This window comes from Methylobacterium sp. CM6247 (genome assembly GCF_054817925.1).
Genome location: NZ_JBTXKX010000003.1, coordinates 4,360,637 through 4,382,033, shown reverse-complemented (window position 1 = coordinate 4,382,033; position 21,397 = coordinate 4,360,637). Strand labels below are relative to the sequence as shown.

Here is a 21,397-nt window from a genome sequence, read left to right as displayed (position 1 = left end):
TGGGCGGAACCGATCCTGCAATGGCCACTCTTTCCTTCAAAGCCGCGATTGCGGGCAGCGTGTCGCTGGCAGCGATCTTCACCGTCGGAACGATCTTTCTGACCAGACAGATCGGCGACTCGTTCGCCACCCAGGCCGAGGCGCTACAGGGGGAGACACTGTCGAACGAGGCGCGCGCCGTCCGCGGTCGCCTGGACGAGGTCGCCCAGATCGCGAAGAATATCGCTGTGGTCGCCGGCGCCATGCAAAGCAGTGGCGTGAAGGATCGCGCAATTTACGATGCGGCTCTCAAGCGGCTGTTGGCAGAGAATCCCGCCATCCTCGCCACATGGACCGGGTGGGAGGCCAACGCTCTCGACGCGCGCGACACCGAGTTCGCCGGCGGTTCCACCTCCGACGCCACCGGGCGTTTCCTGCCGTACTGGAACCGTGGCAGCGGCACCATCGTGCGCGAAGTGCTGACAGGCTACGAGAACCCCGTGGAAGGGGCCTATTATCAGCAGCCCAAATTGCTGAATCGGCCCGTCGCCATCGAGCCGTACAACTACCCCGTGGCGGGTAAGGACACGATGATCATGTCCTTTGGGGCACCGATCACAGTCGACGGTAAGTTCCTCGGCGTCGGCGGGATCGACATCGATCTGACCGCGATGAGCACGGCAGTGGCTTCAGTCCAACCCTTCGGCACCGGCTACGTCACGCTCGTCTCCGCTCAGGGCGGAGCGGTGGCGTATCCGGATGCGAAGGTGGTCGGCAAATCCCTCGACAAGCTGGATCCCGCGGCTGCCATGGCGGCGCGACGGGCGGTCGAGACCGGGGAGCGCGTGCAGGAGGTCGTGACCGGGCCCGATTCCCGATCCTGGCGCTACATGGCCGAGCCGATCCAGGCCGGAGCGACGAAGGATCGCTGGGCGATCGTCACCGCCGTTCCCGTGGCGACGCTGACGGCCGCGGCCGACAGGGCGCAATGGATCCTCATCGGTATCTCGGCCCTGTGCGTCCTGGCGAGCTCCGCCATTCTCTTCGCCCTCATCCGGCGTCTCGTCGGCGTGCCGATCCGGGCGCTCGGCACCACGATCGGCGACATGGCCGCGGGCGATTACAATGCGCCCGTGCCGCAGGCGGACCGCCGGGACGAAGTGGGGCTCGTGGGCAAGGCCGTCGTCGGGCTGCGCGATTCCCTGCGGCAGAGCGCGGAGGCGGAGGAGCGCCGGAAGGAAGCGGCCCGGGTGATGGCGGACGAGGAGCGTCGGGCCGGCACGCGGGGCTTGGCCGATGGGTTCGAGAACGCCGTGGGCGGCATCGTCGGCCTCGTCGCCTCGGCCGCCACAGAATTGCAGGCCACCGCGCGCGAGATGGCCGACACCGCCGCCCGCACGGCCGGCCAGTCCGACACGGTCGCCAACGCGGCCCGTGACGCGGCGGCGAACGTGACCGCCGTCGCGACGGCGGTGGAGGAACTGGGGAGCTCCGTTCAGGAGATCGCCCGGCAGGTGAGCGGTTCGAGCCAATTGGCGCAGGAGGCCGTCGACGAAGCCCTGCAGACCTTCGGTTTCGTGGAGGCCCTGAGCGGGGCAGTGGCGAAGATCGGCGACATGGTGACGATGATCAACGCCATCGCCGCGCAAACCAACCTGCTCGCCCTCAACGCGACCATCGAGGCGGCACGCGCCGGCGATGCCGGCCGCGGATTCGCCGTGGTCGCCTCGGAGGTCAAGGAACTCGCCAACCAGACCGCGCGCGTCACCCAGGACATCGCGGGCCAGATCGCCGTGATCCAGGGCTCCACCGACCAGGCCGTGACGGCGATCGGCACCATCACCAACCGCATCAAGGAGATCAGCACGGTGGCGACCACGATCGCGGTGGCCGTGGAGCAGCAGGGTGCGGCGACGCAGGAGATCGTCCGCAACGTCTCCCTGGCGGCTGTCGGCACCGGTGAGGTGACCTCGAACGTTACGGGTGTGGCCGATGCCGCCGTGCATACCGGCGCCGCGGCGGATCAGGTGCTGATCTCGGCATCGGAACTGTCACGCCAGTCGGAACATCTCGGTTCCGAAGTACGGCAATTCCTGGCCAATGTCCGGGCCGCATAAATCCCTTGTGAAGGACTGCCGTCTCACCCTGTTCACGGGTGGACGGCAGTCCTGTCGATCGACACGACACGGCGGTCCGGGCTTCGGACCGCCTTCGATAGGGTCTACTGATACCCTTTGGGGAATGGGTCCGGCTTGATCAGTTCGGGGCTCGTATAGACGATCTCGAACTGGCCATCGGCCTTGGCCTTGCCGACGCGGGTCTTGGACCAGAGGTGGTGATTGGGGTCGACGCGCACATAGCCTTCCGGCGCGTCCTTGAATTCCAGGCCCGGGGACGCCGCGACCACTTTGTCGACATCGAACGAGCCAGCCTTTTCGCAGGCCATCTTCCACAGGAACGGGCCGAGATAGGCGGCCTGGGTCACGTCGCCGATGACGGTCTTCTCGCCCCACATCTTGTGAAAGGCGGTGACGAAGGCCTTGTTGTTCTCGTTCTCGATGGACTGGAAGTACTTCATGCAGGAATAGGCGCCGGCGATGTTGTCGCCGCCGATGCCCTCGACCTCGTCCTCCGTGACGGACAGGGTGAGCAGGGTCTGTTTCGAGAGATCGATGCCGGAGGCCTTGAGCTGCTTGTAGAACGCCACGTTCGAGCCGCCGACGACGGTGACGAAAATCACCTTCGGCTTGGTGAGCTTGATCTTGTTGATCACCGAGTTGAACTGGGTGTGGCCGAAGGGGAAATACTCCTCGCCGACGACCTTTCCTTTGAGCACGCTCTCGATGTGCTTGCGGGCGATCTTGTTCGAGGTGCGCGGCCAGATGTAATCCGAGCCGATGAAGAAGAAGCTGTCGCCGCCCTTCTCCTTGTGGACCCAGTCGAGGCTGGCGAGGATCTGCTGCGTCGCCTCCTGCCCGGTATAGATGACGTTCTTGGACTGCTCCAGGCCCTCGTAGAAAGTCGGATAGTAGAGCAGGCCGTTATACTGCTCGATCACCGGCAGCGCCGCCTTGCGCGAAGCCGAGGTGAAGCAGCCGAAGATCGCCGCGCAATGGTCGTTGACGAGGAGCTTCTTGGCCTTTTCGGCGAAGGTCGGCCAGTCGGAAGCGCCGTCCTCCTGGATCACCTTGATCTTGCGGCCCAGGATGCCGCCGGAGGCGTTGATCTGCTCGAAGGCGAGCTTTTCGGCCTGCGTGGCACCGGTCTCGGAGATCGCCATCGTGCCGGTGACGGAGTGGAGGATGCCGACGGTCACTTCGGTGTCGGTGACGGCGAGGCCCGTGGTGTTCACGGTATCGGCCGCAAAGACGGACGAGCTTCTCGTAGCGGCAATGATGGGGGCCGCTGCCAGGCCGAGCAACAACCGGCGACGAAGCTGAAGATAAGCGGTGCCTTCGTCTTTCGACGCCATCGGTTCGTTCCCCACTTTTCATTGCGGAGGACATGCCTTTGTCCACCCACGGTTGCTCCCTGGAGCAGGATCACTCCAACTCAACCGAGGCACACTGTCGGTAAGAAACTTCGTTTCTTAAAGGGTAAATTGGCTGCATGGTGCATCATTGCTGGGCAGGCTGAGCGCCTTTCCTTCACGACCGCTGAGCGGAGCCCGCGCCCGCCGATCCAGTCCAGTCCCGTCCTCATTTGCGACGGCGTGCAGGGGCGCAGCCGAACAGCGCGGCGAAAGCGACCGCGAAGACCGCATCCATCCCCGTCGACAGGGCGCCCCCGTTGGGCGCGAGGACCCGCACGGCCAATCCGGCGGCGTTCGGAAGCGGGCTCGCTCCGCACAAGCAGCCGATTCCTTCGGCGGCGACCTGGAGCACGCCGATATCGGGACGGCAATCGACGCTCCCGAGGATCACCATCGAACCATAGGCCGCGTAGGCGCCCATGGGGGAGGCGGGGCCCGCCAGGGTCGCGCCGTCGAGGGTGGAGCGCTCGTTGACGAGGATGCGTCCATCCTCAGTTTCGACCCGTAGGGACAGGGCGATCCGGGAGAAGGGCCGGCCCATGCCGGTCGGATCGTAGCTGGCGAAGCCTTCGCTGACGATCACGCGGGCATCCGGGCCGACGACGATGCGGGTGTCGAGATCCAGCGCCGAGCCGGGAAACAGGATCATCGGATCGGGATGGAGCGCCAGGCTCGCGTCGCTGGCGATGGCCAGACGCGTGTCCTGGCGTGCCGCGAAGGCGCCGGTATCATGCACGACGGTGGCCGATTGTGTGGTGATATGGGCCCGGCTCCCGGGCCTCGCCGTGATGTCGAGGCCGAGGCAGTCGGCCCGGTAGAGCCCGCCGGAGGCCGATTGGAGATACAGCGTCGCGATGTCGGGATGGTCCGGATACATCCGGAACGGCCGGGTGATGTGGAACGGATAGGGCACGACCTGCCGCGACAGCACCGTGGTGCCGCCGCCGCGCACGAAGACGAGTCGCGCCTGAGAATGGCGCGAGCGGCCCGCTCCCTCCGGCGAGGCGCCCCGGACCTCCTCTCCCACGTCACTCAAGGCGCGAAGAGCACGGCGCGGCAGATCGCATCCGCCACGGCGTCGATTCCGTCACCCGAGCGTGCATTGGTGGCGATCATCGCCTTGCCGCCGCGCACGGCAGTGGCCTCGCTGAGCATGGCGGGGAGGTCTATCCCCACATGGGGGGCGAGATCGGTCTTGTTCACCACGAGAAGGTCGCAACGCAGCACGCCGGGGCCACGCTTCCTCGGGATATCGTCGCCCCCCGCCACGTCGATGACGAAGATCCACCAATCCACCAGATCGAGGGAGAAGGTGGAGGCGAGGTTGTCGCCGCCGGATTCGAAGATCAGGAGGTCGAGGCCAGGAAAGGCCGCCTCGAGGGCGTCGCCAGCGGCGATATTGAGGGTCGGGTCCTCGCGGATCACCGTGTGCGGGCAGGCGCCGGCCTCCACGGCCGAGACCCTGGCCGGATCGATCAGCCCGGACCGGCGCAGGCGTTCCGCGTCCTCCTTGGTGACGAGGTCATTGGTGACGACGGCGAGATCGACGCCGCGCCCCGCCAGGACCGGGATCAGACGCTCGATCAACGCCGTCTTCCCCGAGCCGACCGGTCCGCCGATGCCAATTCGCGCGGCACTGGCGCGGGCAGGAGATGGGGTGAGAGTCATTGCGGTATTAAGCATCAGCGCAGCATGTAGCGTTGGGCGAGGGGAAGGACCTTGGCCGGTTCGCAGGTCGCGATGGCCCCGTCGACGAAGACGTCGAAGGTCTGGGGATCGACGCGGATATCGGGGCAGGCGTCGTTCCAGAGCATGTCGGCCTTGCTGAGCGTCCGGGTGCCATGGGCCGGCAGCAGCGCCTTGCGCAGGCCAAGTTCGTCGCGCAGGCCCCGCTCGATCGCCAGCGGATGGACGAAACAGGCCGAGAGCCCCTGCTTGGCGAGGCCGAACGCGCCCCATTGCGGGCGCAGCAGCATCGGTTCGCAGGTCATCAGCGAGGCGGCGGAATCGCCCATGGCGCCCCAGGCGATGAAGCCGCCCTTGATGACGAGTTCCGGCTTGATGCCGAAGAAGGCGGGCCGCCACAGGACGATGTCGGCCATCTTGCCCTCTTCGAGGGAGCCGATGTGCTCGGCGATGCCGAAGGTGCGCGCGGCGTTGATGGTGTATTTGGCGATGTAGCGCTTGATCCGGGCATTGTCGCCGAAGCCGGCACGATCCTCGGGCAGGCTGCCGCGCTGGTCCTTCATCTTGGAGGCGAGCTGCCAGGTCCGGCAGATCACCTCGTGGATGCGGCCCATCCCCTGGCTGTCGGAGCCGAGCATCGAGATCGCGCCGATATCGTGCAGCACGTCCTCGGCCGCGATGGTCTGGGCGCGGATGCGGCTCTCGGCGAAGGCCACGTCCTCCGGCAGGGCCGGGTTGAGGTGGTGGCACACCATTGTCATGTCGAGGTGCTCGTCGAACGTGTTCACCGTGTAGGGATTGGTGGGGTTCGTCGAGGAGGGCAGGCAATGGGGCAGGCCGGCGACGCGGATGATGTCCGGCGCGTGCCCGCCGCCGGCCCCTTCCGTGTGATACATGTGGATCACCCGGCCGCCGATGGCGGCGAGCGTGTCCTCCACGAAGCCGGATTCGTTGAGCGTGTCGGTGTGAAGCTGGACCTGGAAATCGTGCTCGTCGGCGAATCCCAGGCAGGCATCGATGGCCGAGGGCATCGCCCCCCAATCCTCGTGGATCTTCAGGCCGAGCACACCGGTCTCCAACTGCTCCTTGAGGGCCGCCGGCTTGTGGGTGTTGCCACGGCCGAGGAAGCCGAAATTCACCGGCCAATGCTCGGCGGCCTGGAGCATCTTGCCCGTGTTGAACGGCCCCCCGGAATCGATGCCCACGGTGATCGGCCCCAGCGACCCGCCGAGCAGGGTGGTGATGCCCGACGCGATGGCGTGGTCAGGCAAGCCCGCGGAATCGAAATGGACATGGACGTCAATGGCGCCCGGCGTCGCGATCAGCCCCTCGCAATCGCGCACCGTGGTGCCGGCGGACACGATGAGCCGCGGATCGACCCCGTCCATGATCGCCGGGTTGCCGGCCTTGCCGATGCCGACGATCTTGCCGTGGCGGATGCCGAGATCGCCCTTCACGATGCCGAGCACGGGATCGATGACGAGGACGTTGCAGAGCAGAAAATCGAGGGCGCCCTCGGCCGAGGTGATGCCGGGCGCCATGCCGATCCCGTCGCGCAGGGTCTTGCCGCCGCCATGCAGGCATTCGTCGCCGTAGACGGCGTAATCCTTCTCCACGACGGCGACGAGGGAGGTGTCGGCGAGGCGCACGCCGTCCCCCATGGTGGGGCCGTAGAGGGCGGCGTAGTCGCGGCGGGGGATCGTCACCATGATCGTCTCCTTGATACCAAGCGGCACTGATCCCGACCGATGGCCGGAATCAGTGCGTTCGGCGGACGCCCGCCGCCGCGCCGTCGCGCGGGCAGACGACGACGAGGTCTCCTCATCGTCGTCTGGTCTGACGCGCCCGGACTTCTAGGCACCCTTGAAGCCGCCGGCTTTGGCCCGCGCAAGGGCGGCGGCGCGGTCCGCCGGCGTGTCGATCGTCCCCTGGGTCAGGTCGTTCAGCCCGGTGAGCCGGCGTTCGCCGCCGAACCCCACCAGGGTCACGGTCTTGCGCTGGCCCGGCTCGAACCGCACCGCAGTGCCGGCCGGGATATCGAGGCGCAGGCCGAGCGCCGCTTCACGGTCGAAGTCGAGGGCGCGGTTGACCTCGAAGAAGTGGTAATGCGACCCGATCTGCACCGGACGGTCGCCGGTATTGACCACCTCGATAGTCGTGCGGGGACGCCCTGCGGACAGCTCGATCTCCCCCTCGGCGGGCAGGATGGCGCCGGGCTCCAGCGTATCGGCCGGCGACCCTTCGGCGGGCCGGATCGGCTCGTGCACGGTGACGAGCTTGGTCCCGTCGGGGAACACGCCCTCGACCTGCAGGATCGGCAGCATGGCGGCGATGCCGGGCATGACGTCCCCGGTGGTCAGGATGGTCGAGCCCCACCCGATCAGATCGGCGACGCTGCGCCCGTCGCGGGCGCCTTCGAGGATCTCGTCGGTGATGATGGCGACGGCCTCCGGATAATTGAGCTTGAGGCCGCGCGCGCGACGCTTCCGTGCCAGTTCCGCCGCCGTGAAGATGGTCAGCCGTTCGAGTTCGGTCGGTGTCAGCAGCATGGGCAATCCTAAACGCATGACGCGGCAGAAGGAGGCGGGTCTTCCGAGCCGCCATGCGGCAAGACGTGAATCAAAAAACCGCGGGCCGGCAAACCACAGATCGATCGGGGCGCTGCGGGCTCGAAGGTGACAATCGGGGCCCGCCTTACGGAACCGCACCTCAATTCGCGAACAAGCGCAGATCGGCCCGCGCATGGCGCATGGTGGCGATCTCGATCAGCGGTGTGAAGGCAACGAGCATGATGTCCGGGCTTTCCCTGTCGTCCCGGGCCGCCCCCTGCATAGGTTGGGCCGCAATCTCCGCCAGAACCGGCATCAGGGCGGTCAGGATGCGCTGAGCCTCGATGGCGCCGACCAGCCCGAGCCTGACGGACGCGGTGACGAGGGCAGTGGCACATTGGTAGCCGGCGATCTCGGTGATCGCCGTTTCGTCCAGACCGAGGGATCGCCACAGCGCGCCCTGCATCACCGCCAGATGCCCGAGAAGGCGGCCGTCGCGCACGGCGCGTTGCAACCCGTCGGCCCCCGCCGTCCCGATGCGGGTATGGGCGGCGAGCAGCGCACCACCGTTGCGGCGGCTGCCCGTGCGCATCGGCTCGGGCAGGCAGGCCGCCTCCATGGCGGCATCGATCTGGGCGAGCCGCGCGAGATCCCCCGCCGCCCGATGCGCCAGAACCAAGGCGACCCGGTCGCTGCCGGCCCAGCGGTGACGTAGAACGGCCTCGACCGCATGGCCCAGTTCGGCCCCGCCGAGGCTGTCGAGTAGCGCCGCAAGCCCCTCGATCCCATTCGAGAAAGCGAAGCTGCCGCTTGGAAAGGCCGAATCCGCCTGCTGCAGGGCAATGAGCCGCTGCAGCATCAGGCGGCCTCGTTCCGAGCGTCGAGTCCATGCGTCACGCGTCCGCCAGAGACGAGATCGCCGAGGCGCGCCAGATAATCTTCCGGAGGACCTTCGAGCGCGACGAGAAGATCGTCACCATCGAACCGGACGCGCCAATGCAGGTTGCCGGCGTGGTAGCCAAGTTCGAGGGCGGCGATCTTGTCCCTGGGCGCGAGCCGAAGCCAGCGTTCCGCCCCGACCCGCACCACCACGGCCCGGTCCGCATCCAGGATCAGAACGGCACCGTCGAACAGGGTTTCCTCGCGGGGCAGGGCGATGGCGATCTCCTGACCGCCCCTCGTCGTCGCCCGTAACCGCCGCCGGGCCATGTCGGCGCTGTCGATCGCCAGGATGTCGACGGCATGGCGGTGATCGAGATGATGCAGGCGGTGCGCGATCTCTGGATCGAGCCTGCTGCCTACGATACGGTCGATGACGCGCATTCGGTATCCGCTTTCCCGCAAGGTCCGGGAGACGAGATCAGGCTCAGTCGTTCCGGGCCGCCAGCTTTCGGGCGAACGTATATCGAAACGCGTCCACTGCAATCGCCTGCAGCCATCTTTTCCCATTCAGGCGGTAAGACGCAGGACGGGCCCTGATGCCGGGGCGAACTCGTGGCGCTACGGCGCCGCTGCCCCCGCGGTCAGGGGAGGGCGGTAGAAGGCTCCGATTTCGCGGATCAGATCGCGCCGCTGCTCCTCCACCAGATCCGCGAGGATGTCATCGTGATCCCGGCTGATGACCGAGAGCAGACGCACATTCGGATACTTGCCTTCGAAAACAACGAACACTTCCGCCTCCCCAGAAGGGTCGAGGGGATCGAGGCAGTAATGGTTAGCCATACCGAGACTCCGAGCCATCGCGACAAGAACTGGATTTCATCGAAACCCTTCCGACAAGGCGGCCACCAAGCAATCACTCGTCGTTTCTAATCTTCCGAAACCTGTATCTTTCGGAAAATGATCTGTTCGGCCACACAGCATTTCCAAGCGGCACATAGCGATGAAGACGATCACTCCCATGCCTTGGGGACATCGGCCTCGAATCGGCTGCTCCGATTGCCTTCACGGCTATCACGCAAAAGTAATGACCGCTACCAAAATGGGTCCAAAATCAGCAATTCCACAGTATTCACATAATTTGGAAAGAGAATGGTATCCTTGACTGGTACCAAAACAGGAGATGCCCGTCGGTCCGGCCGTGGCCATCGTCCTTATGTGCGCAGGCGCAGCCGGTAGGCGTAGGCATCGCCGCGGAAGAGCCCTTCGACATACTCGATCAAGCGGGAATCGGTGCCGTAGGAGCGGCGCTTGATCAGCAGGCAGGGAAGCGGCTCGGAAAAGCCGAAGATCGCGCATTCCTGCGCCTCGGGGGAGGCGGCCTCGATGGTTTGCTCGCAGTCGACCAGGGGAACACCGCACTCGGCGAGACGGGCATAGATGGACCCCGACAGGTCGACCTCGGCGAGGCCGGGCGCGAGACCGAGATCGTACCAGGCCTTCTCCACGGAGAGGGGAATGCCGTCCCCCATGCGCACACGCACGAGTCGGAGGAACCGGGCGGTGGACGAGAGACCGAAGATCGAGGCGATGGAGCGGTCCTCGCCGATCGTCCGTTCGAGAATGCGGGAGGAGGGGACGCGACCCAACTCGTGCATCTCCTCGGTGAAGCCCTTGAGACGCTCCATCCCGGGCTTGATGCGCCGGAAGCCGTCTTCCACGATGTAGCCGTTGCGGCCATGCGCGCTCACCAGCCGCTGCTGGCGCAGAGCGTCGTAGCATTGCTGGACGGTCTTCCTGCTGATGCCGAGATCCTGCGCAAGCTTCCGTTCGGCTGGCAGCGTGGCTCCGGGACCAAGAACACCGTCCGTAATCATGGCCCGGAACTGGTGCTCCAGCTGCCGATACATCGGAAGAGCCGTATCGTTCTGGATGCGGAGGTTCGCGAAAACGCTTAGTGTTTTGGTCAATGCGGCGGCATCGTGCGAAGAGCGTGCGGGCAGCGTGTCACTGTCCCTTCCTTACAGGATCTTGCGGCGGGCTCGCTACATGGGAAGCGCCTTCGTGCTCGGGAGTTTCGTCGCGGCCGGCACGTTCCGGGTCGACCGGCTTCCCCATCCCGGCGAATCCCTCCTGGCCTCCGCCGTCGCCTGGGAGCCAGGAGGCAAGGGGTTCAATGTCGCCGCCGGCCTGCGCAGGCTCGGTGTGGAGGTCGATGGGCTGATCCCGGTGGGTACGGACCATCTCGCGGCGCTGGCGGATCCCGCGCTTCGGCGGTTGGGCCTGCCCGCCGCCATGATACGGCACCATCCAGGCTCCACCGGCATCGGCGTCGGCTTCGTCGGGGCCGATGGCGAGAATTGCCTCGCAGTCCATCCCGGCGCCAACCTGCTCCTGTCGCGGGAGACCGTGCGCTCGGCGGCGGCGAGCCTCACCTCCTCCGCGATGGTGATCGCGCAGTTCGAGATCGGCGACGACGCCATCGCCGAAGCCTTCGTGACGGCGCGCATGGCCGGCGTCCCGACCCTGCTCAATCCGTCGCCGTTCCGGATGACGCAGCCGGAGATCTTGTCGGGGATTCTGGCATCCACCACGATCCTCGTGGTGAACCAGACCGAGGCAGAGGCTCTCCTCGGATTCCTGTACCCTGGACGAGCCAGCGGTCATAACCTGCGCGCCGTGGCCGGGAAGCTCGCTGAGGCGCTGCATGCACGTGGCGTGGAGGCGCTGGTGGTCACCTTCGGCGCGGCCGGGGCGCGGATCGTCCTCGGCGGCTCGACCGTCCTGGACCAGCCGGCCTTCCCGGTGACGGCGATCGACACGATCGGTGCCGGCGACGCCTTCATCGCAGGCCTGGCGGCGGGCCTCCTGACGGGCAGATCCTGGAGTGAGTGCGGACGGATGGCAGCCGCCTGCGGCGCCCTCGCGGTGACACGAAGCGGCGTCCTCGATGCACTGCCCGATCCAGGTGAGGTAGCGGAATTCCTCTGCGCCTACCCACCCCCGATGGAGGCCCCATGACCCGGCCGGGTTGGGGATGGCGGCCCGCCTCAGCGATAAGTGCCCCTGACTTCGTCGAACGCGTAGGTCCGGGCATCCCGGCCCGTCGCAGGGCGCACCTTTCCATCCTCGCCACGGACCGTGCCGGTGAGGGTCACCCGGATGGGAGGCCATGCGAGGGGCTTGAACGAATCCTCCGCTAGGATCTCGAGCTGACCCAGGCTCTTGCCCATCCCGCAGGGTTGCCCGTCATCGGAATCGCAGGCGGCGGTGTCGTCGGACCCGGCGGGGACCTCGCCGACCACCCTCCAGCGAAGCGGCACCTTGCTGAAATGCAGCAGGAGGAAGCTGAGGCTGTGCGCGCCCGCCGCTCCATAGGATGTCAGGCGCAGGCCCATCACCAGACGAATCCGGTTCACCGGCCTCGTCACGGCTCCGAGTGCCTCATCCACTTGGGGAGCGTCCCCGTTGCGGTTGCCGGTCCCGATCTGCCCGATATCGGCCTGCACGCCCTTGAGGCGCCAGTGCATTTCCTCCAGGGCGAAGGTTGCGGCGGCGATGGTCCGCCGGTTGGGCATCTCTGCATTTTCCCCTGGCGCCGCCATCGTCGCAAAGCCTGTGAACCAAGTTCCGGTCGAGGTGGAGATCGTTGTCCCGTACCAGAACTCCGCCGGGCGCCCGTCCTTCATCCGGCAGGTTCCGGTCTCGGCGCGCGCTGGAATCCCGCAGATCGCCGCCAGAACGGTCTCCTTCGGCGGCTGAACGACGTCCGGATCGGCCGAGGCGGGCGAGAGCCCGCCGACTACCGAACCGGCCAGGACCAGCATCGCCCACACACTCACGCGCCTCGAACACCCATGTCGATCACTGGATCTCTTCACGAGGCCAGACCGGGGATGGCCCCCACGGGGCCGATACGGGATGGAACACATGGACGGTGAAGCCTCGCCGGCATCCAGCATGCCGGACAGTGAGAGATCGGCCCCAGAGGGCAATGCCCGAGCACCCGCCCCGGCAATCCGGATCATTCGAACACACCGGCATTGGCCGCCTTCGCAGCAGCGGCGGAGCGGGAGGTGACGTCGAGGGCCCGCAGAAGCGCCGAGACGTGGATCCGGACCGTGAACGGGGAGATGTCCAGTTCCCGGGCGATCTCCTTGTTGGTGTGCCCCATGGCGACGAGACGCAGGACGTCGCGCTGGCGCTGCGTGAGCGGCGGAAGGGTGAGGCGCGGGGTGGTGAGGCCCGAGGCGGTGCTTCGCCTCATCACGCTCTCGCCATCGCGCAGCGCCGCGATCGCCTGCGAGATCTCTTTCGCGGGCAGGGATTTCCCGATGAACCCGTCGGCGCCCTCGGCCAAGACGGCGCGGATCACGGCTTCGTCCTCGATTCTGGAGACGACGATGATCGAGGCCTTCCGGAATTCCTCGCGCAGCGCACCGATGGAGCGATGGGGATCGATCCCGGGAAAATCCGGATCGAGGAGAAAGGTCTGCGGTGGTGGCCCGGCGCGCGACAGTGCCAGAACCTGCTCCATCGAGGCGGCTTCTCGAACGAGGGCTTCCGGGTAGAGCCGTTCGGCGATGTGGATCATCCCCGCGCGGAACAGCGGATGGTCATCGGCGACGATGATCGTCTCTTTCAACGTCCCGATCACTCCACTCCCGACCAGGGCATCGGATTCATCCCGCATGGGACCGAGCTGGTGGCTTACTGCCTGGACACAGACAGGAAAGGTCAAGGCGGACGCCATAGGTCATGTGTACTAGTAGACCGATTTTTAACAGGTGCATAGAAGCTTGACCGATTAAGGAACGAGAAATTGCCAGGATTTTTTAGAATAATTTTAATATTTAACGTACGGGATAATATTTATTAATAAAAATGTCGACTTATACTAGGGGTTTCAATTATTTTAGCCAGAATATGGAGCTGGAAAGATGTCGAATACTGAGCATCAAACGCAAGCTCAGGACAGGAGCGCCGATCTCAAAGCGGCTCCTGCGGGACCGGTTCAGGCAAAGCCGGCCGTTTCACCGAGCATCATCGCCCTGGCCGGTGGCATCGTGGCGGCGGGCGCTATCGCGGCCTTCCTGCTCATGGGTGGCGGAGAGATGGCGGGGACGGCGGAACGCCCGGCCCTGAACCTCGTCAAGACGAGCGAGATCGACAAGGCCGCCGAGACCCTGGTGCCGGAGGAGAAGGAGAAGCTCGTCACGCAGGCCAAGGCCTGCACCGCGCCGCTCGGCAACATGCGCCTGTCGAAGATGACGGCGAATGCCGGCGGCGTGGTGCGTATCCGGGCGGGCAACTACCTCTCGCCGGCCTTCAACGTCGCCGAGGGGCCGATCAACATCGCGGTCCCGTTCCCCGCCCCCTACGAGGTCGGCAGGGGAGAGATCGTCGTCGAGGGCGCGGCCAAGGACGTCTTCTTCGAGCTGACGCCGGGCCTGAAGATCGACACGACGGGCGGCGTCCAGCGGATCCCCGTCATCTGGAACACCAGCAAGCCCTGCGGAGGCTGACCGATGTCGAAATCCGCCATCATCCCGTTCGTCATCTCGGGACTTCTCGTCGCGATCCTGACGCCTTTGCTGATGAGCACGGAGTACGGGCCGGTGGCATGGTGGAACGCCGCCGGAAGTGAGTTGCGCTGGCAGGCCGCCATCGGATCGGCCGCCGCCCTCTTCGCCGCCCTCGGCCTCGTGGTGACGGCCACGGCCGCGCGGCGGGCCGAGGCGGGCCTGGGGCAACCGGCCGGGGGCTTGAGCCTGCCGCGCCTGCTCTTCGCCCCGCGCCGCATCGTCGAGGCACGTTCACCCGACGAGGTCATCGCCACGCTCGAGGGGATGGTCGGCCTCGCGCCGGTCAAGCGCGAGGTCAACGCCCTCATCGCCCGGCTCGAACTGGAGCAGCGCCGCCGCGCGGAAGGCCTACCGGTCTCGGCGATCAGCCAGCACATGATCTTCACCGGCCCGCCCGGCGTCGGCAAGACCGAGGTGGCGCGGGCGATCGGCGAGATCTTCCGCGCCCTGAACGTCCTGCGGCGCGGCCATCTCGTGGAGGTCGACCGCGCCGGGCTGGTGGCGGGCTATGTCGGGCAGACCGCCGCCAAGACCCTGGAGAAGTGCCAGGAGGCCCTCGACGGGGTGCTCTTCATCGACGAGGCCTACACCCTCGCGGGCGGGTCCGGCGGCGGCGATTTCGGCAAGGAGGCGATCGACACCCTGCTGAAGTTCATGGAGGACAACCGCGACCGGATCATCGTGATCGTGGCCGGCTACACCAACGACATGCGCCGGTTCATCGACACCAATCCGGGGCTCGCCGGCCGCTTCACCAAGACCATCGAGTTCCCGCCCTACAAGCCGAAGGAGCTGTGCGAGATCCTCCGGCGCATGGCCGCCCGCCAGCAATTCACGCTGCCCGAGGGGTTCGAGGCGGCGCTGACTCCATGGCTCGCCCAGCGCTCCCGTTCCGACGACTGGTCGAACGCCCGCGAGATGCGCACCCTCCTGGAGAAGGCCCGCGAAGCGCAGGCCGCCCGCGTCGCCCTGGAGGGCGGCGACATGCGCCGCCTGGAGATCGTCGACCTGCTCTTCGCGATCGGCGAGGACGCCTGAGGGCCAGCGCCCCTTCCGGACCGCGACACGCACCGCGCCCGACCCGCATCAAGGCACGTCACATCCATGGAACGCCTCGACAAGCATCCCGCCGCCCTCTTCCTGGCCATCGTGCTCGGCGCGACCGCCCTGGTGGTCGCCCTACGGCCGGACGTGCTCGCCCCCCTGGCGGCGACACCCTCGGCCCTGCTGCGCAACGTCCTGATCCTGGGGGGAATCGTCGGCGGCCTGCTCGCCGCCACCTACATTCCGGCGCGGATCGCCGGCATGCGGCGCGCGATGGATCAGGAGAGGGCGAACCGGAAGATCCGTCCGATCCAGTTCGAGGATGACGGCGCGGCGGTGGAGAAGAAGGACCTCCTCGCCACGGCGCTGGCGACCCTGGACGGCATGGTCGGCCTCGCGCCGGTGAAGGCGGAGGTGAAGGGCGTCATCGCCCGGATGCAGGTGGAGCAGCAGCGCCGCGCCCAGAACCTGCCCGTGGCGGCCATGAGCCAGCACATGGTCTTCACCGGCCCTCCCGGCGTCGGCAAGACCGAGGTGGCGCGGGTGCTCGGCAGCGTCTTCAAGGCGCTGAAGGTGCTGCGCAAGGGACATCTCGTCGAGGTCGACCGGGCCGGGCTGGTGGCGGGCTATGCCGGCCAGACCGCGATCAAGACCCTGGAGCGCTGCAAGGAGGCCCTCGACGGCATCCTGTTCATCGACGAAGCCTACGCGCTGGCACCCGGCGGGGCCGGCGGCGGCGATTTCGGCAAGGAAGCGATCGACACCCTGCTGAAGTTCATGGAGGACAACCGCGACCGGATCATCGTGATCGTGGCCGGCTACACCAACGACATGCGTCGGTTCATCGACACCAATCCGGGTCTCGCCAGCCGTTTCACCAAGACGATCGAGTTCCCGCCCTACAGCCCGCCGGAACTCGCCGAGATCCTGCAGCGCATGGCGGCCAACCAGGGCTTCGTCCTGCCGGAGGGCTTCCAGAAGGAGCTGATCCCCTATGTGAGCGCCCGCTCCCGCGCCGAGGATTGGGCCAATGCCCGCGAGATGCGCACGGTGCTGGAGAAGGCCCGCCAGGCCCAGGCGATGCGGCTCTCCGCCCATCCCGGCGGCGACATCAACCGGTTCGAACCCTCGGACATCGCCGCCGCCCTCGGCAGCCAGGGCGCCGGCGCGATCGACATGGAGGAGGCGCGCAGGGTCATCGGCCGCCTCGAGGCGATGATCGGGCTCGCCCCGGTCAAGCAGCAGGTGAAGACCGTGGTGGCGCGGGTCCTGGTGGATGCCAAGCGGCGCGCGGAGGGCATCGAGGTCGGCGCGGTGAGCCAGCACATGGTGTTCACCGGTCCTCCCGGCGTCGGCAAGACCGAGGTGGCGCGCATCATGGGCGACATCTTCAAGGCTTTGGGCGTCCTGCGGAAGGGCCATGTGGTGGAGGTCGACCGCGCCGGGCTAGTGGCGGGCTATGTCGGGCAGACCGCGGCGCGGACCCTGGAGCGCTGCAAGGAGGCCCTGGACGGCATCCTGTTCATCGACGAGGCCTACACGCTGGCCGCAGGCGGCGGTGGTGGCGGCAGCGATTTCGGCAAGGAGGCGATCGACACCCTGCTGAAGTTCATGGAGGACAACCGCGACCGGATCATCGTCATCGTGGCCGGCTACACCGAGGACATGAGCCGGTTCATCGACACCAATCCGGGGCTCGCCGGCCGCTTCACCAAGACGATCGAGTTCCCGGCCTACGATCCCTACGATCTCCTCGAAATCCTGCGCCTGATGGCGACCCGGCAATCGTTCCGGCTGCCGGCCCGGTTCGAGACCGTGCTGCTCCCGTGGATCGAGCGGCGCGCGCAAGGCCGCGACTGGGCGAACGCGCGCGAGATGCGCACGCTCCTCGAGCGCCTGCGCGAGGCCCAGGCCCTGCGGCTCTCGGCCGATCCGCTCGGCGATCACGGCCAGTTCGAACTCGTCGACGTCGAGCGCGCCATCGGGGGCGCGGCGCCCTCCGCCACGGCGTCGTGACCGCATGAGATCCGGCACGATGACCGCGCGCGCCGCCGTCCATGGCAGCCTGTGGTACGAGGATCCCTGGTACCGCCTGGCCTGGCTCGCCCTGCCGCAGGCCGGCACCGTTCTGCTCGCCAACCTGCTCTTCGCCCTCGTGGCGCAGGGCGAATGGGGTCGGCCCGCCACCGGGTCCCGGCAGCGCGCCGCCGAACTCGAAATCCTGCGCGACCGCGCGGGCGGGGAGGGCGACGCCGCCGCGCTAAACCAGCTCGCGGCCGGAGCCAAGGCGGGGGAGATCGACGCTCAGACCCGGCTGGCGACCCTTTACGATCCCCTCGTCGCCGGACGATTCCCGCGCAAGACCGTGCCGAGCGATCGTGGGCGCGCAACCGAGCTTTACCGGGCCGGCAGCGATGCCGGGGATCCCGCCGCCATGGCGCGCCTCGCCGACCTGCTGCTCGAGGATTCCAACCCAGGCGACGACCGGACACGGGGATGTCGCCTGGCCAAGGCCTGGCTCGACCATCCGGCGACGACGCGGGACATGCTCCGCGGGGAGGAGCGCCTGGCCGAGAAGCTCGCCCGCTGCCTCGTCGATGCCGAGAGCGGCATTCCCCAGGATCCGCGGCGGGCCGGCGACCTCATCGTCGACACCCTCCGGCTGAAATACGAACCGTCGATCCGCACCTATGTGCGCGGCCTCGGCCTGCACAAGCCCGCGCTGATCCGCGCGCTGCAGGAGGCGATGGCGGCGCGGACCGTCGGCCGCTACACCGGTCCGGTGGACGGGCTCGTCCACCCCGAGACGATCGCGGCGCTGGAACGGGAGGCGGGCCTGCGCCCGTTCCTGCCGGAGCCCGCCCCGGAGCGCCGCGCCGAGACCGGCACCGGCCTGACGGCGGAGGAGTTCCGCAGCCTCGCCCAGGCGGCGACCCGGGATCTCGCCGCCCTGGCGCGGGTCCAGGCCATCGCCGACCGGGGGGATGCCACCGCGCTGGCGACCCTCGGCTACCTCTACAGCCCGTTCCTCAACAAGGGCGAGGTCTTCGCGCCGGACGCCCGGCGGTCCGCCGCCAATTTCGAGCGGGCCGCAGCGGCCGGCGCCCGCGACGCCGCCGCCCAGGCGGCGGGTCTCTACGACAAGGGCGCGGGCGCCCTGGAGAAGGATCCGGACCGGGCGGCCTCCCTCATCCTTCGCCAGCTCGAGCTCGATCCGGGCTACCAAATCTTTCTGACGGACCCGGTCTTCGGCGCGACCTGGAGCCCCGCCTTCTGGGGAGCGCTCCAGCGGGCGCTGGCGGCGCGAGGCATCTACACCAACCCGGTCGAGAGCCGCCGCAACGACGCGGTCATCGCCGCGATCCGACGCTTCGCCCAGGCGAACGGGACGGCCCGGAGCCCATCGAGACCATGAGCAACGCGCGAGACGAGTGGCTGCGCGCGCACGCGGCCCTATGGTACGGCGATGCCCGCTACCGCCTGGCCTGGTTCGGCTTGCCGCAGGTGGTGACACTGGGGCTGGCGGGGCTGTGCCTGTCCCTGGCCGCGCAGGGGGAATGGGGCCAGCCGGCCACCGCCTCGAAGGCGCGGGTGGCCGAGCTGACGACCTTGCGCGACCGGGCCGGCAAGGAGGGCGACCTTAAGGCGTTCCAGGAACTCACCGCCGCGGCCACGCGCAACCAGATCGACGCCGCGACCAAGCTCGGCACGCTCTACGACCCGCTGACCGCCGCCTATTTCCCGAAGAAGCCGTCGCCCAACGACTTCTCCCGGGCCGCCGCCCTCTATGCTCCCGGCGCCGCGGCGGGCGACCTCCTGGCGATCACGCGCCTGGCCGACGTGCTCCTCGACCCCGCTAACCCCAATGGCGACTTCAAGCGGGGCTGCCGCCTCGCCCAGACCTGGATGGACGACCCGGAGACGCTCAACCGCACGATCTCCGGCGAGGAGCGCGTCACCGTCAAGCTCGCCAAATGCTATGTCGAGCCCGAGAGCGGCCTGCCGCAGGATCCCGTCAGGGCAGGCGAGCTGGTGACCGCCGTGCTGTGGCGCAAGCACCAGCCGACCATCGACGCCTTCGTCAACAATCTCGGCATGCAGAGCCCGGCCCTGGTGGCGGGGATCCAGCGCCATCTCGCCAAGTCCGGGCGCTATATCGGCCTCGTGGACGGGCGCGCCAATCCCGCCATCGTCACGGCCCTCCAGGTGGAGGCCGGGATCAAGAACACCGTCGCGGCCCCGCGGCCCGAGCCGCGCAAGGTGGCGCCGAGCGGGCCGGCCCCGGAAGTCACGGCCCTGGCGGGGGCCGCCATGGCGGGAGACCGGGGCAAGATGGCTCAGCTCAAGAGCCGGGCCGATGCCGGGGACGTGGACGCGCTCACCGCCTATGCCCGCCTGTACAACCCGGTGAGGAACAAGGGACAGGTCTTCGCGCCGGATTCTCAGGTCTCGGTCGCGTATTACGAGCGGGCAGCCGCCGCCGGCAGCGGCGGGGCTGCCGGCGAAGCCGCGGTGCTCTACGATTCCGGCTGGGGCAACCTCGCTAAGGATCCGAGAAAGGCGGCCGCCCTCGCCCTGCGCGGCGTCGACCTCAAGGACGATCAGGTCACCTTCTGGCTGCTGTTCGAGGAAGCGGGCAGTTGGAGCGGCCCGTTCTGGGGCGCCCTCCAGGCCGAGCTGACGGCGCGCGGCTTCTACACGCTCCCCGTCGAGAACAAGCGCAACCCCGCCGTCATCACGGCCCTGCGCGCCTACATGAAGGCGAAGTCGTGAGCGGGACCGACCGGCTCGGCGCGCATGCGGCGCTCTGGTACGCGGATGCGCGCTACCGTTCCGCCTGGCTCGTCCTGCCCCAGGCCGCCATCGCCCTCGTGGCCGGCCTCGCGCTGCTGTTGCTGAAACCCTCGGCGGATTGGGGCAAACCCGCCGACAGCAAGGACAGCGAGAAGATCTATCTCGACCTCCTCGACAAGGCCGGCAAGGAGGGCGACAAGGCCGCCTTCGACAAGCTGAAGGCCGCGGCGGATGCCGGCGACATCTCCGCCCGCTCGTTCATGGGCGCCCTGTACAATCCCGAATGGGCCGGGATCTACGTCAAGAACCCCGTCAAGCCCGATGCCGCCACCGCCCTGAACTATTATCAGAAGCCCGCCGATCTCGGTTATCCGGGCGCCCAGCGGGGCATGACCGATCTCCTGCTCAACCGCGGGCGCGGCCAGTACGACCTCAAGCGCGGCTGTCGCTACGGGCTCGCCTTTCAGGCGAACCCGGTCGCGATCCGGAACAACTATCTGGGCTCGTGGTCGACACTCTTCTGGATCGCCGGCTGCTACGCCGACGCGGAGAGCGGCGTGCCGAAAGACCCTCAGAAGGCCGCCGACATCTACATGGACACGGTGGCGGCCAAGCTGCCGCTGGCCATCGGCACCTTCACCGACGATCTCGGCCGCCAGCCCTCCGATCTCGTGGCCGCGATCCAGCGCAATCTCACCCGGCGCGGCTTCTATTCCGGACCGGCCGACGGGGCGGCGACGCCCCAGACCCAGGCGGCCATCCGTGCCCTGTCCGGCACCGCCGCCGCTCCGCAGGCTCGGCCCACCGATCCGGGCCAGCCGCCGCCCCAGGCACGCCCCACGGCGCCGGCGCCGAGCACCGACGAGATGATGGCGCTCTTCAAGAGCGCGACCACCGACGCCGCCGCCGAGGGGAAGCTTCGCGCCCTGGCGGAGAACGGTGTGTCGGTGGCGCAGTATCTCTACGCGCTCCTCCTGTCGCCGGCCAACACCAACAAGCAGCGGATCACCACGCCCGACGCCGCCCTGGCGAGCCGCTATCTCGACCGCCTCGTGGCGGAGCGGTCCTTCGCGCCCGCGGCCGCGGCGGCGGCCTTCCTCTACGATATCGGAGGCGCCAATCTCCCCCGCGCCCCCGGAAAGGCGGCGGACATGACGATCCGCGCCCTCGAATTGAAGTCCACGGACATCATTCAGAATCTCAGCGAGGACCAGTGGGGCGCCGGCTTCTGGGCGGCGCTGCAGCAGCGACTGGTCGACCGGAATCTTTATCACGGCCGTATCGTCGATCAGCGCAACGACCGGACCATCCAGGCGGCGCGCCGCCTCCTCGGCAACCCTTAGGAGATG

General features: G+C 67.7%; 19 protein-coding genes. 8 read left to right on the top strand and 11 right to left on the bottom strand.

What is annotated here, in order from left to right:
- Positions 1 to 20 precede the first annotated feature (20 nt).
- Complete coding sequence (locus tag ACYQOP_RS21680) at positions 21 to 2,096, top strand: methyl-accepting chemotaxis protein (RefSeq protein ID WP_461224021.1); 2,076 nt, start codon at positions 21 to 23, stop codon at positions 2,094 to 2,096.
- 104 nt (positions 2,097 to 2,200) lie between these two features.
- Here the strand turns inward: ACYQOP_RS21680 and urtA are convergent, their stop codons facing one another.
- From urtA to ACYQOP_RS21635, 9 genes are all read right to left on the bottom strand, one after another.
- Entirely contained in the window at positions 2,201 to 3,451 is a 1,251-nt protein-coding gene (gene urtA / locus ACYQOP_RS21675) for an urea ABC transporter substrate-binding protein (protein WP_461224019.1), read from the bottom strand.
- 226 nt (positions 3,452 to 3,677) lie between these two features.
- Positions 3,678 to 4,538, bottom strand: a complete 861-nt coding sequence (locus ACYQOP_RS21670; protein ID WP_461225420.1) for an urease accessory protein UreD — start codon at positions 4,536 to 4,538, stop codon at positions 3,678 to 3,680.
- Between the two features lie 5 nt (positions 4,539 to 4,543).
- Positions 4,544 to 5,179: an urease accessory protein UreG gene (gene ureG / locus ACYQOP_RS21665; protein WP_461224017.1), complete on the bottom strand. Its 636-nt coding sequence runs from the start codon at positions 5,177 to 5,179 to the stop codon at positions 4,544 to 4,546.
- A 14-nt stretch (positions 5,180 to 5,193) separates the two neighbouring features.
- Positions 5,194 to 6,906, bottom strand: coding sequence for an urease subunit alpha (gene ureC, locus ACYQOP_RS21660; RefSeq protein ID WP_461224015.1), 1,713 nt, complete (start codon positions 6,904 to 6,906; stop codon positions 5,194 to 5,196).
- A 144-nt stretch (positions 6,907 to 7,050) separates the two neighbouring features.
- Positions 7,051 to 7,746: an urease subunit beta gene (locus ACYQOP_RS21655; RefSeq protein WP_461224013.1), complete on the bottom strand. Its 696-nt coding sequence runs from the start codon at positions 7,744 to 7,746 to the stop codon at positions 7,051 to 7,053.
- Positions 7,747 to 7,906: 160 nt separating this feature from the next.
- Positions 7,907 to 8,605, bottom strand: coding sequence for an urease accessory protein UreF (locus ACYQOP_RS21650; RefSeq protein WP_461224011.1), 699 nt, complete (start codon positions 8,603 to 8,605; stop codon positions 7,907 to 7,909).
- Positions 8,605 to 9,069: an urease accessory protein UreE gene (gene ureE / locus ACYQOP_RS21645; protein WP_461224009.1), complete on the bottom strand. Its 465-nt coding sequence runs from the start codon at positions 9,067 to 9,069 to the stop codon at positions 8,605 to 8,607. Before ureE ends, ACYQOP_RS21650 begins: the two co-directional genes overlap by 1 nt.
- A gap of 177 nt (positions 9,070 to 9,246) precedes the next feature.
- A complete protein-coding gene (locus tag ACYQOP_RS21640; protein ID WP_056426438.1) occupies positions 9,247 to 9,468 on the bottom strand; it encodes a hypothetical protein in 222 nt (73 codons plus the stop codon).
- Between the two features lie 371 nt (positions 9,469 to 9,839).
- Positions 9,840 to 10,535 (bottom strand): GntR family transcriptional regulator, encoded by a 696-nt coding sequence (locus tag ACYQOP_RS21635; RefSeq protein WP_200919077.1) that lies wholly within the window; start codon positions 10,533 to 10,535, stop codon positions 9,840 to 9,842.
- A 139-nt stretch (positions 10,536 to 10,674) separates the two neighbouring features.
- Here ACYQOP_RS21635 and ACYQOP_RS21630 point away from each other — a divergent pair, with 139 nt between their 5' ends.
- Positions 10,675 to 11,646, top strand: coding sequence for a ribokinase (locus tag ACYQOP_RS21630; protein WP_461224007.1), 972 nt, complete (start codon positions 10,675 to 10,677; stop codon positions 11,644 to 11,646).
- A 29-nt stretch (positions 11,647 to 11,675) separates the two neighbouring features.
- Here ACYQOP_RS21630 and ACYQOP_RS21625 read toward each other — a convergent pair whose 3' ends face one another.
- A complete protein-coding gene (locus ACYQOP_RS21625; RefSeq protein ID WP_461224005.1) occupies positions 11,676 to 12,467 on the bottom strand; it encodes a hypothetical protein in 792 nt (263 codons plus the stop codon).
- A gap of 182 nt (positions 12,468 to 12,649) precedes the next feature.
- Entirely contained in the window at positions 12,650 to 13,318 is a 669-nt protein-coding gene (locus ACYQOP_RS21620; RefSeq protein WP_210348520.1) for a LuxR C-terminal-related transcriptional regulator, read from the bottom strand.
- Between the two features lie 247 nt (positions 13,319 to 13,565).
- Between ACYQOP_RS21620 and ACYQOP_RS21615 the strand changes: the two genes are divergently transcribed.
- The 6 genes from ACYQOP_RS21615 (at position 13,566) to ACYQOP_RS21590 (ending at position 21,391) form a co-directional block, all read left to right on the top strand.
- Positions 13,566 to 14,150: a hypothetical protein gene (locus tag ACYQOP_RS21615; protein ID WP_056426427.1), complete on the top strand. Its 585-nt coding sequence runs from the start codon at positions 13,566 to 13,568 to the stop codon at positions 14,148 to 14,150.
- Between the two features lie 3 nt (positions 14,151 to 14,153).
- Positions 14,154 to 15,248, top strand: a complete 1,095-nt coding sequence (locus ACYQOP_RS21610) for an AAA family ATPase (protein WP_056426424.1) — start codon at positions 14,154 to 14,156, stop codon at positions 15,246 to 15,248.
- Positions 15,249 to 15,314: 66 nt separating this feature from the next.
- A complete protein-coding gene (locus ACYQOP_RS21605) occupies positions 15,315 to 17,270 on the top strand; it encodes an AAA family ATPase (RefSeq protein ID WP_207412757.1) in 1,956 nt (651 codons plus the stop codon).
- Between the two features lie 19 nt (positions 17,271 to 17,289).
- A complete protein-coding gene (locus ACYQOP_RS21600) occupies positions 17,290 to 18,669 on the top strand; it encodes an SEL1-like repeat protein (protein ID WP_461224003.1) in 1,380 nt (459 codons plus the stop codon).
- The gene (locus ACYQOP_RS21595; RefSeq protein ID WP_461224002.1) at positions 18,666 to 20,027 is read left to right on the top strand and encodes a hypothetical protein; all 1,362 of its coding nucleotides are present in this window, start codon (positions 18,666 to 18,668) and stop codon (positions 20,025 to 20,027) included. The genes ACYQOP_RS21600 and ACYQOP_RS21595 overlap by 4 nt, the downstream gene beginning before the upstream one ends.
- Positions 20,024 to 21,391 carry a peptidoglycan-binding protein gene (locus tag ACYQOP_RS21590; RefSeq protein ID WP_461224000.1) on the top strand — a complete coding sequence of 456 codons (1,368 nt, stop codon included), beginning with the start codon at positions 20,024 to 20,026 and terminating at the stop codon, positions 21,389 to 21,391. Before ACYQOP_RS21595 ends, ACYQOP_RS21590 begins: the two co-directional genes overlap by 4 nt.
- Positions 21,392 to 21,397: the final 6 nt, after the last annotated feature.

Bases quoted from the DNA above. Each gene is read 5' to 3' on its own strand.
- urtA (WP_461224019.1), bottom strand. From the start codon at position 3,451: ATGGCGTCGAAAGACGAAGGCACCGCTTATCTTCAGCTTCGTCGCCGG.
- ACYQOP_RS21640 (WP_056426438.1), bottom strand. From the start codon at position 9,468: ATGGCTAACCATTACTGCCTCGATCCCCTCGACCCTTCTGGGGAGGCG.
- ACYQOP_RS21605 (WP_207412757.1), top strand. From the start codon at position 15,315: ATGGAACGCCTCGACAAGCATCCCGCCGCCCTCTTCCTGGCCATCGTG.
- ureG (WP_461224017.1), bottom strand. From the start codon at position 5,179: ATGACTCTCACCCCATCTCCTGCCCGCGCCAGTGCCGCGCGAATTGGC.
- ACYQOP_RS21595 (WP_461224002.1), top strand. From the start codon at position 18,666: ATGAGCAACGCGCGAGACGAGTGGCTGCGCGCGCACGCGGCCCTATGG.
- ACYQOP_RS21655 (WP_461224013.1), bottom strand. From the start codon at position 7,746: ATGCTGCTGACACCGACCGAACTCGAACGGCTGACCATCTTCACGGCG.
- ACYQOP_RS21610 (WP_056426424.1), top strand. From the start codon at position 14,154: ATGTCGAAATCCGCCATCATCCCGTTCGTCATCTCGGGACTTCTCGTC.
- ACYQOP_RS21620 (WP_210348520.1), bottom strand. From the start codon at position 13,318: ATGCGGGATGAATCCGATGCCCTGGTCGGGAGTGGAGTGATCGGGACG.
- ureE (WP_461224009.1), bottom strand. From the start codon at position 9,069: ATGCGCGTCATCGACCGTATCGTAGGCAGCAGGCTCGATCCAGAGATC.
- ACYQOP_RS21615 (WP_056426427.1), top strand. From the start codon at position 13,566: ATGTCGAATACTGAGCATCAAACGCAAGCTCAGGACAGGAGCGCCGAT.
- ACYQOP_RS21635 (WP_200919077.1), bottom strand. From the start codon at position 10,535: ATGTATCGGCAGCTGGAGCACCAGTTCCGGGCCATGATTACGGACGGT.
- ACYQOP_RS21650 (WP_461224011.1), bottom strand. From the start codon at position 8,605: ATGCTGCAGCGGCTCATTGCCCTGCAGCAGGCGGATTCGGCCTTTCCA.
- ACYQOP_RS21630 (WP_461224007.1), top strand. From the start codon at position 10,675: ATGGGAAGCGCCTTCGTGCTCGGGAGTTTCGTCGCGGCCGGCACGTTC.
- ACYQOP_RS21680 (WP_461224021.1), top strand. From the start codon at position 21: ATGGCCACTCTTTCCTTCAAAGCCGCGATTGCGGGCAGCGTGTCGCTG.
- ACYQOP_RS21600 (WP_461224003.1), top strand. From the start codon at position 17,290: ATGACCGCGCGCGCCGCCGTCCATGGCAGCCTGTGGTACGAGGATCCC.
- ureC (WP_461224015.1), bottom strand. From the start codon at position 6,906: ATGGTGACGATCCCCCGCCGCGACTACGCCGCCCTCTACGGCCCCACC.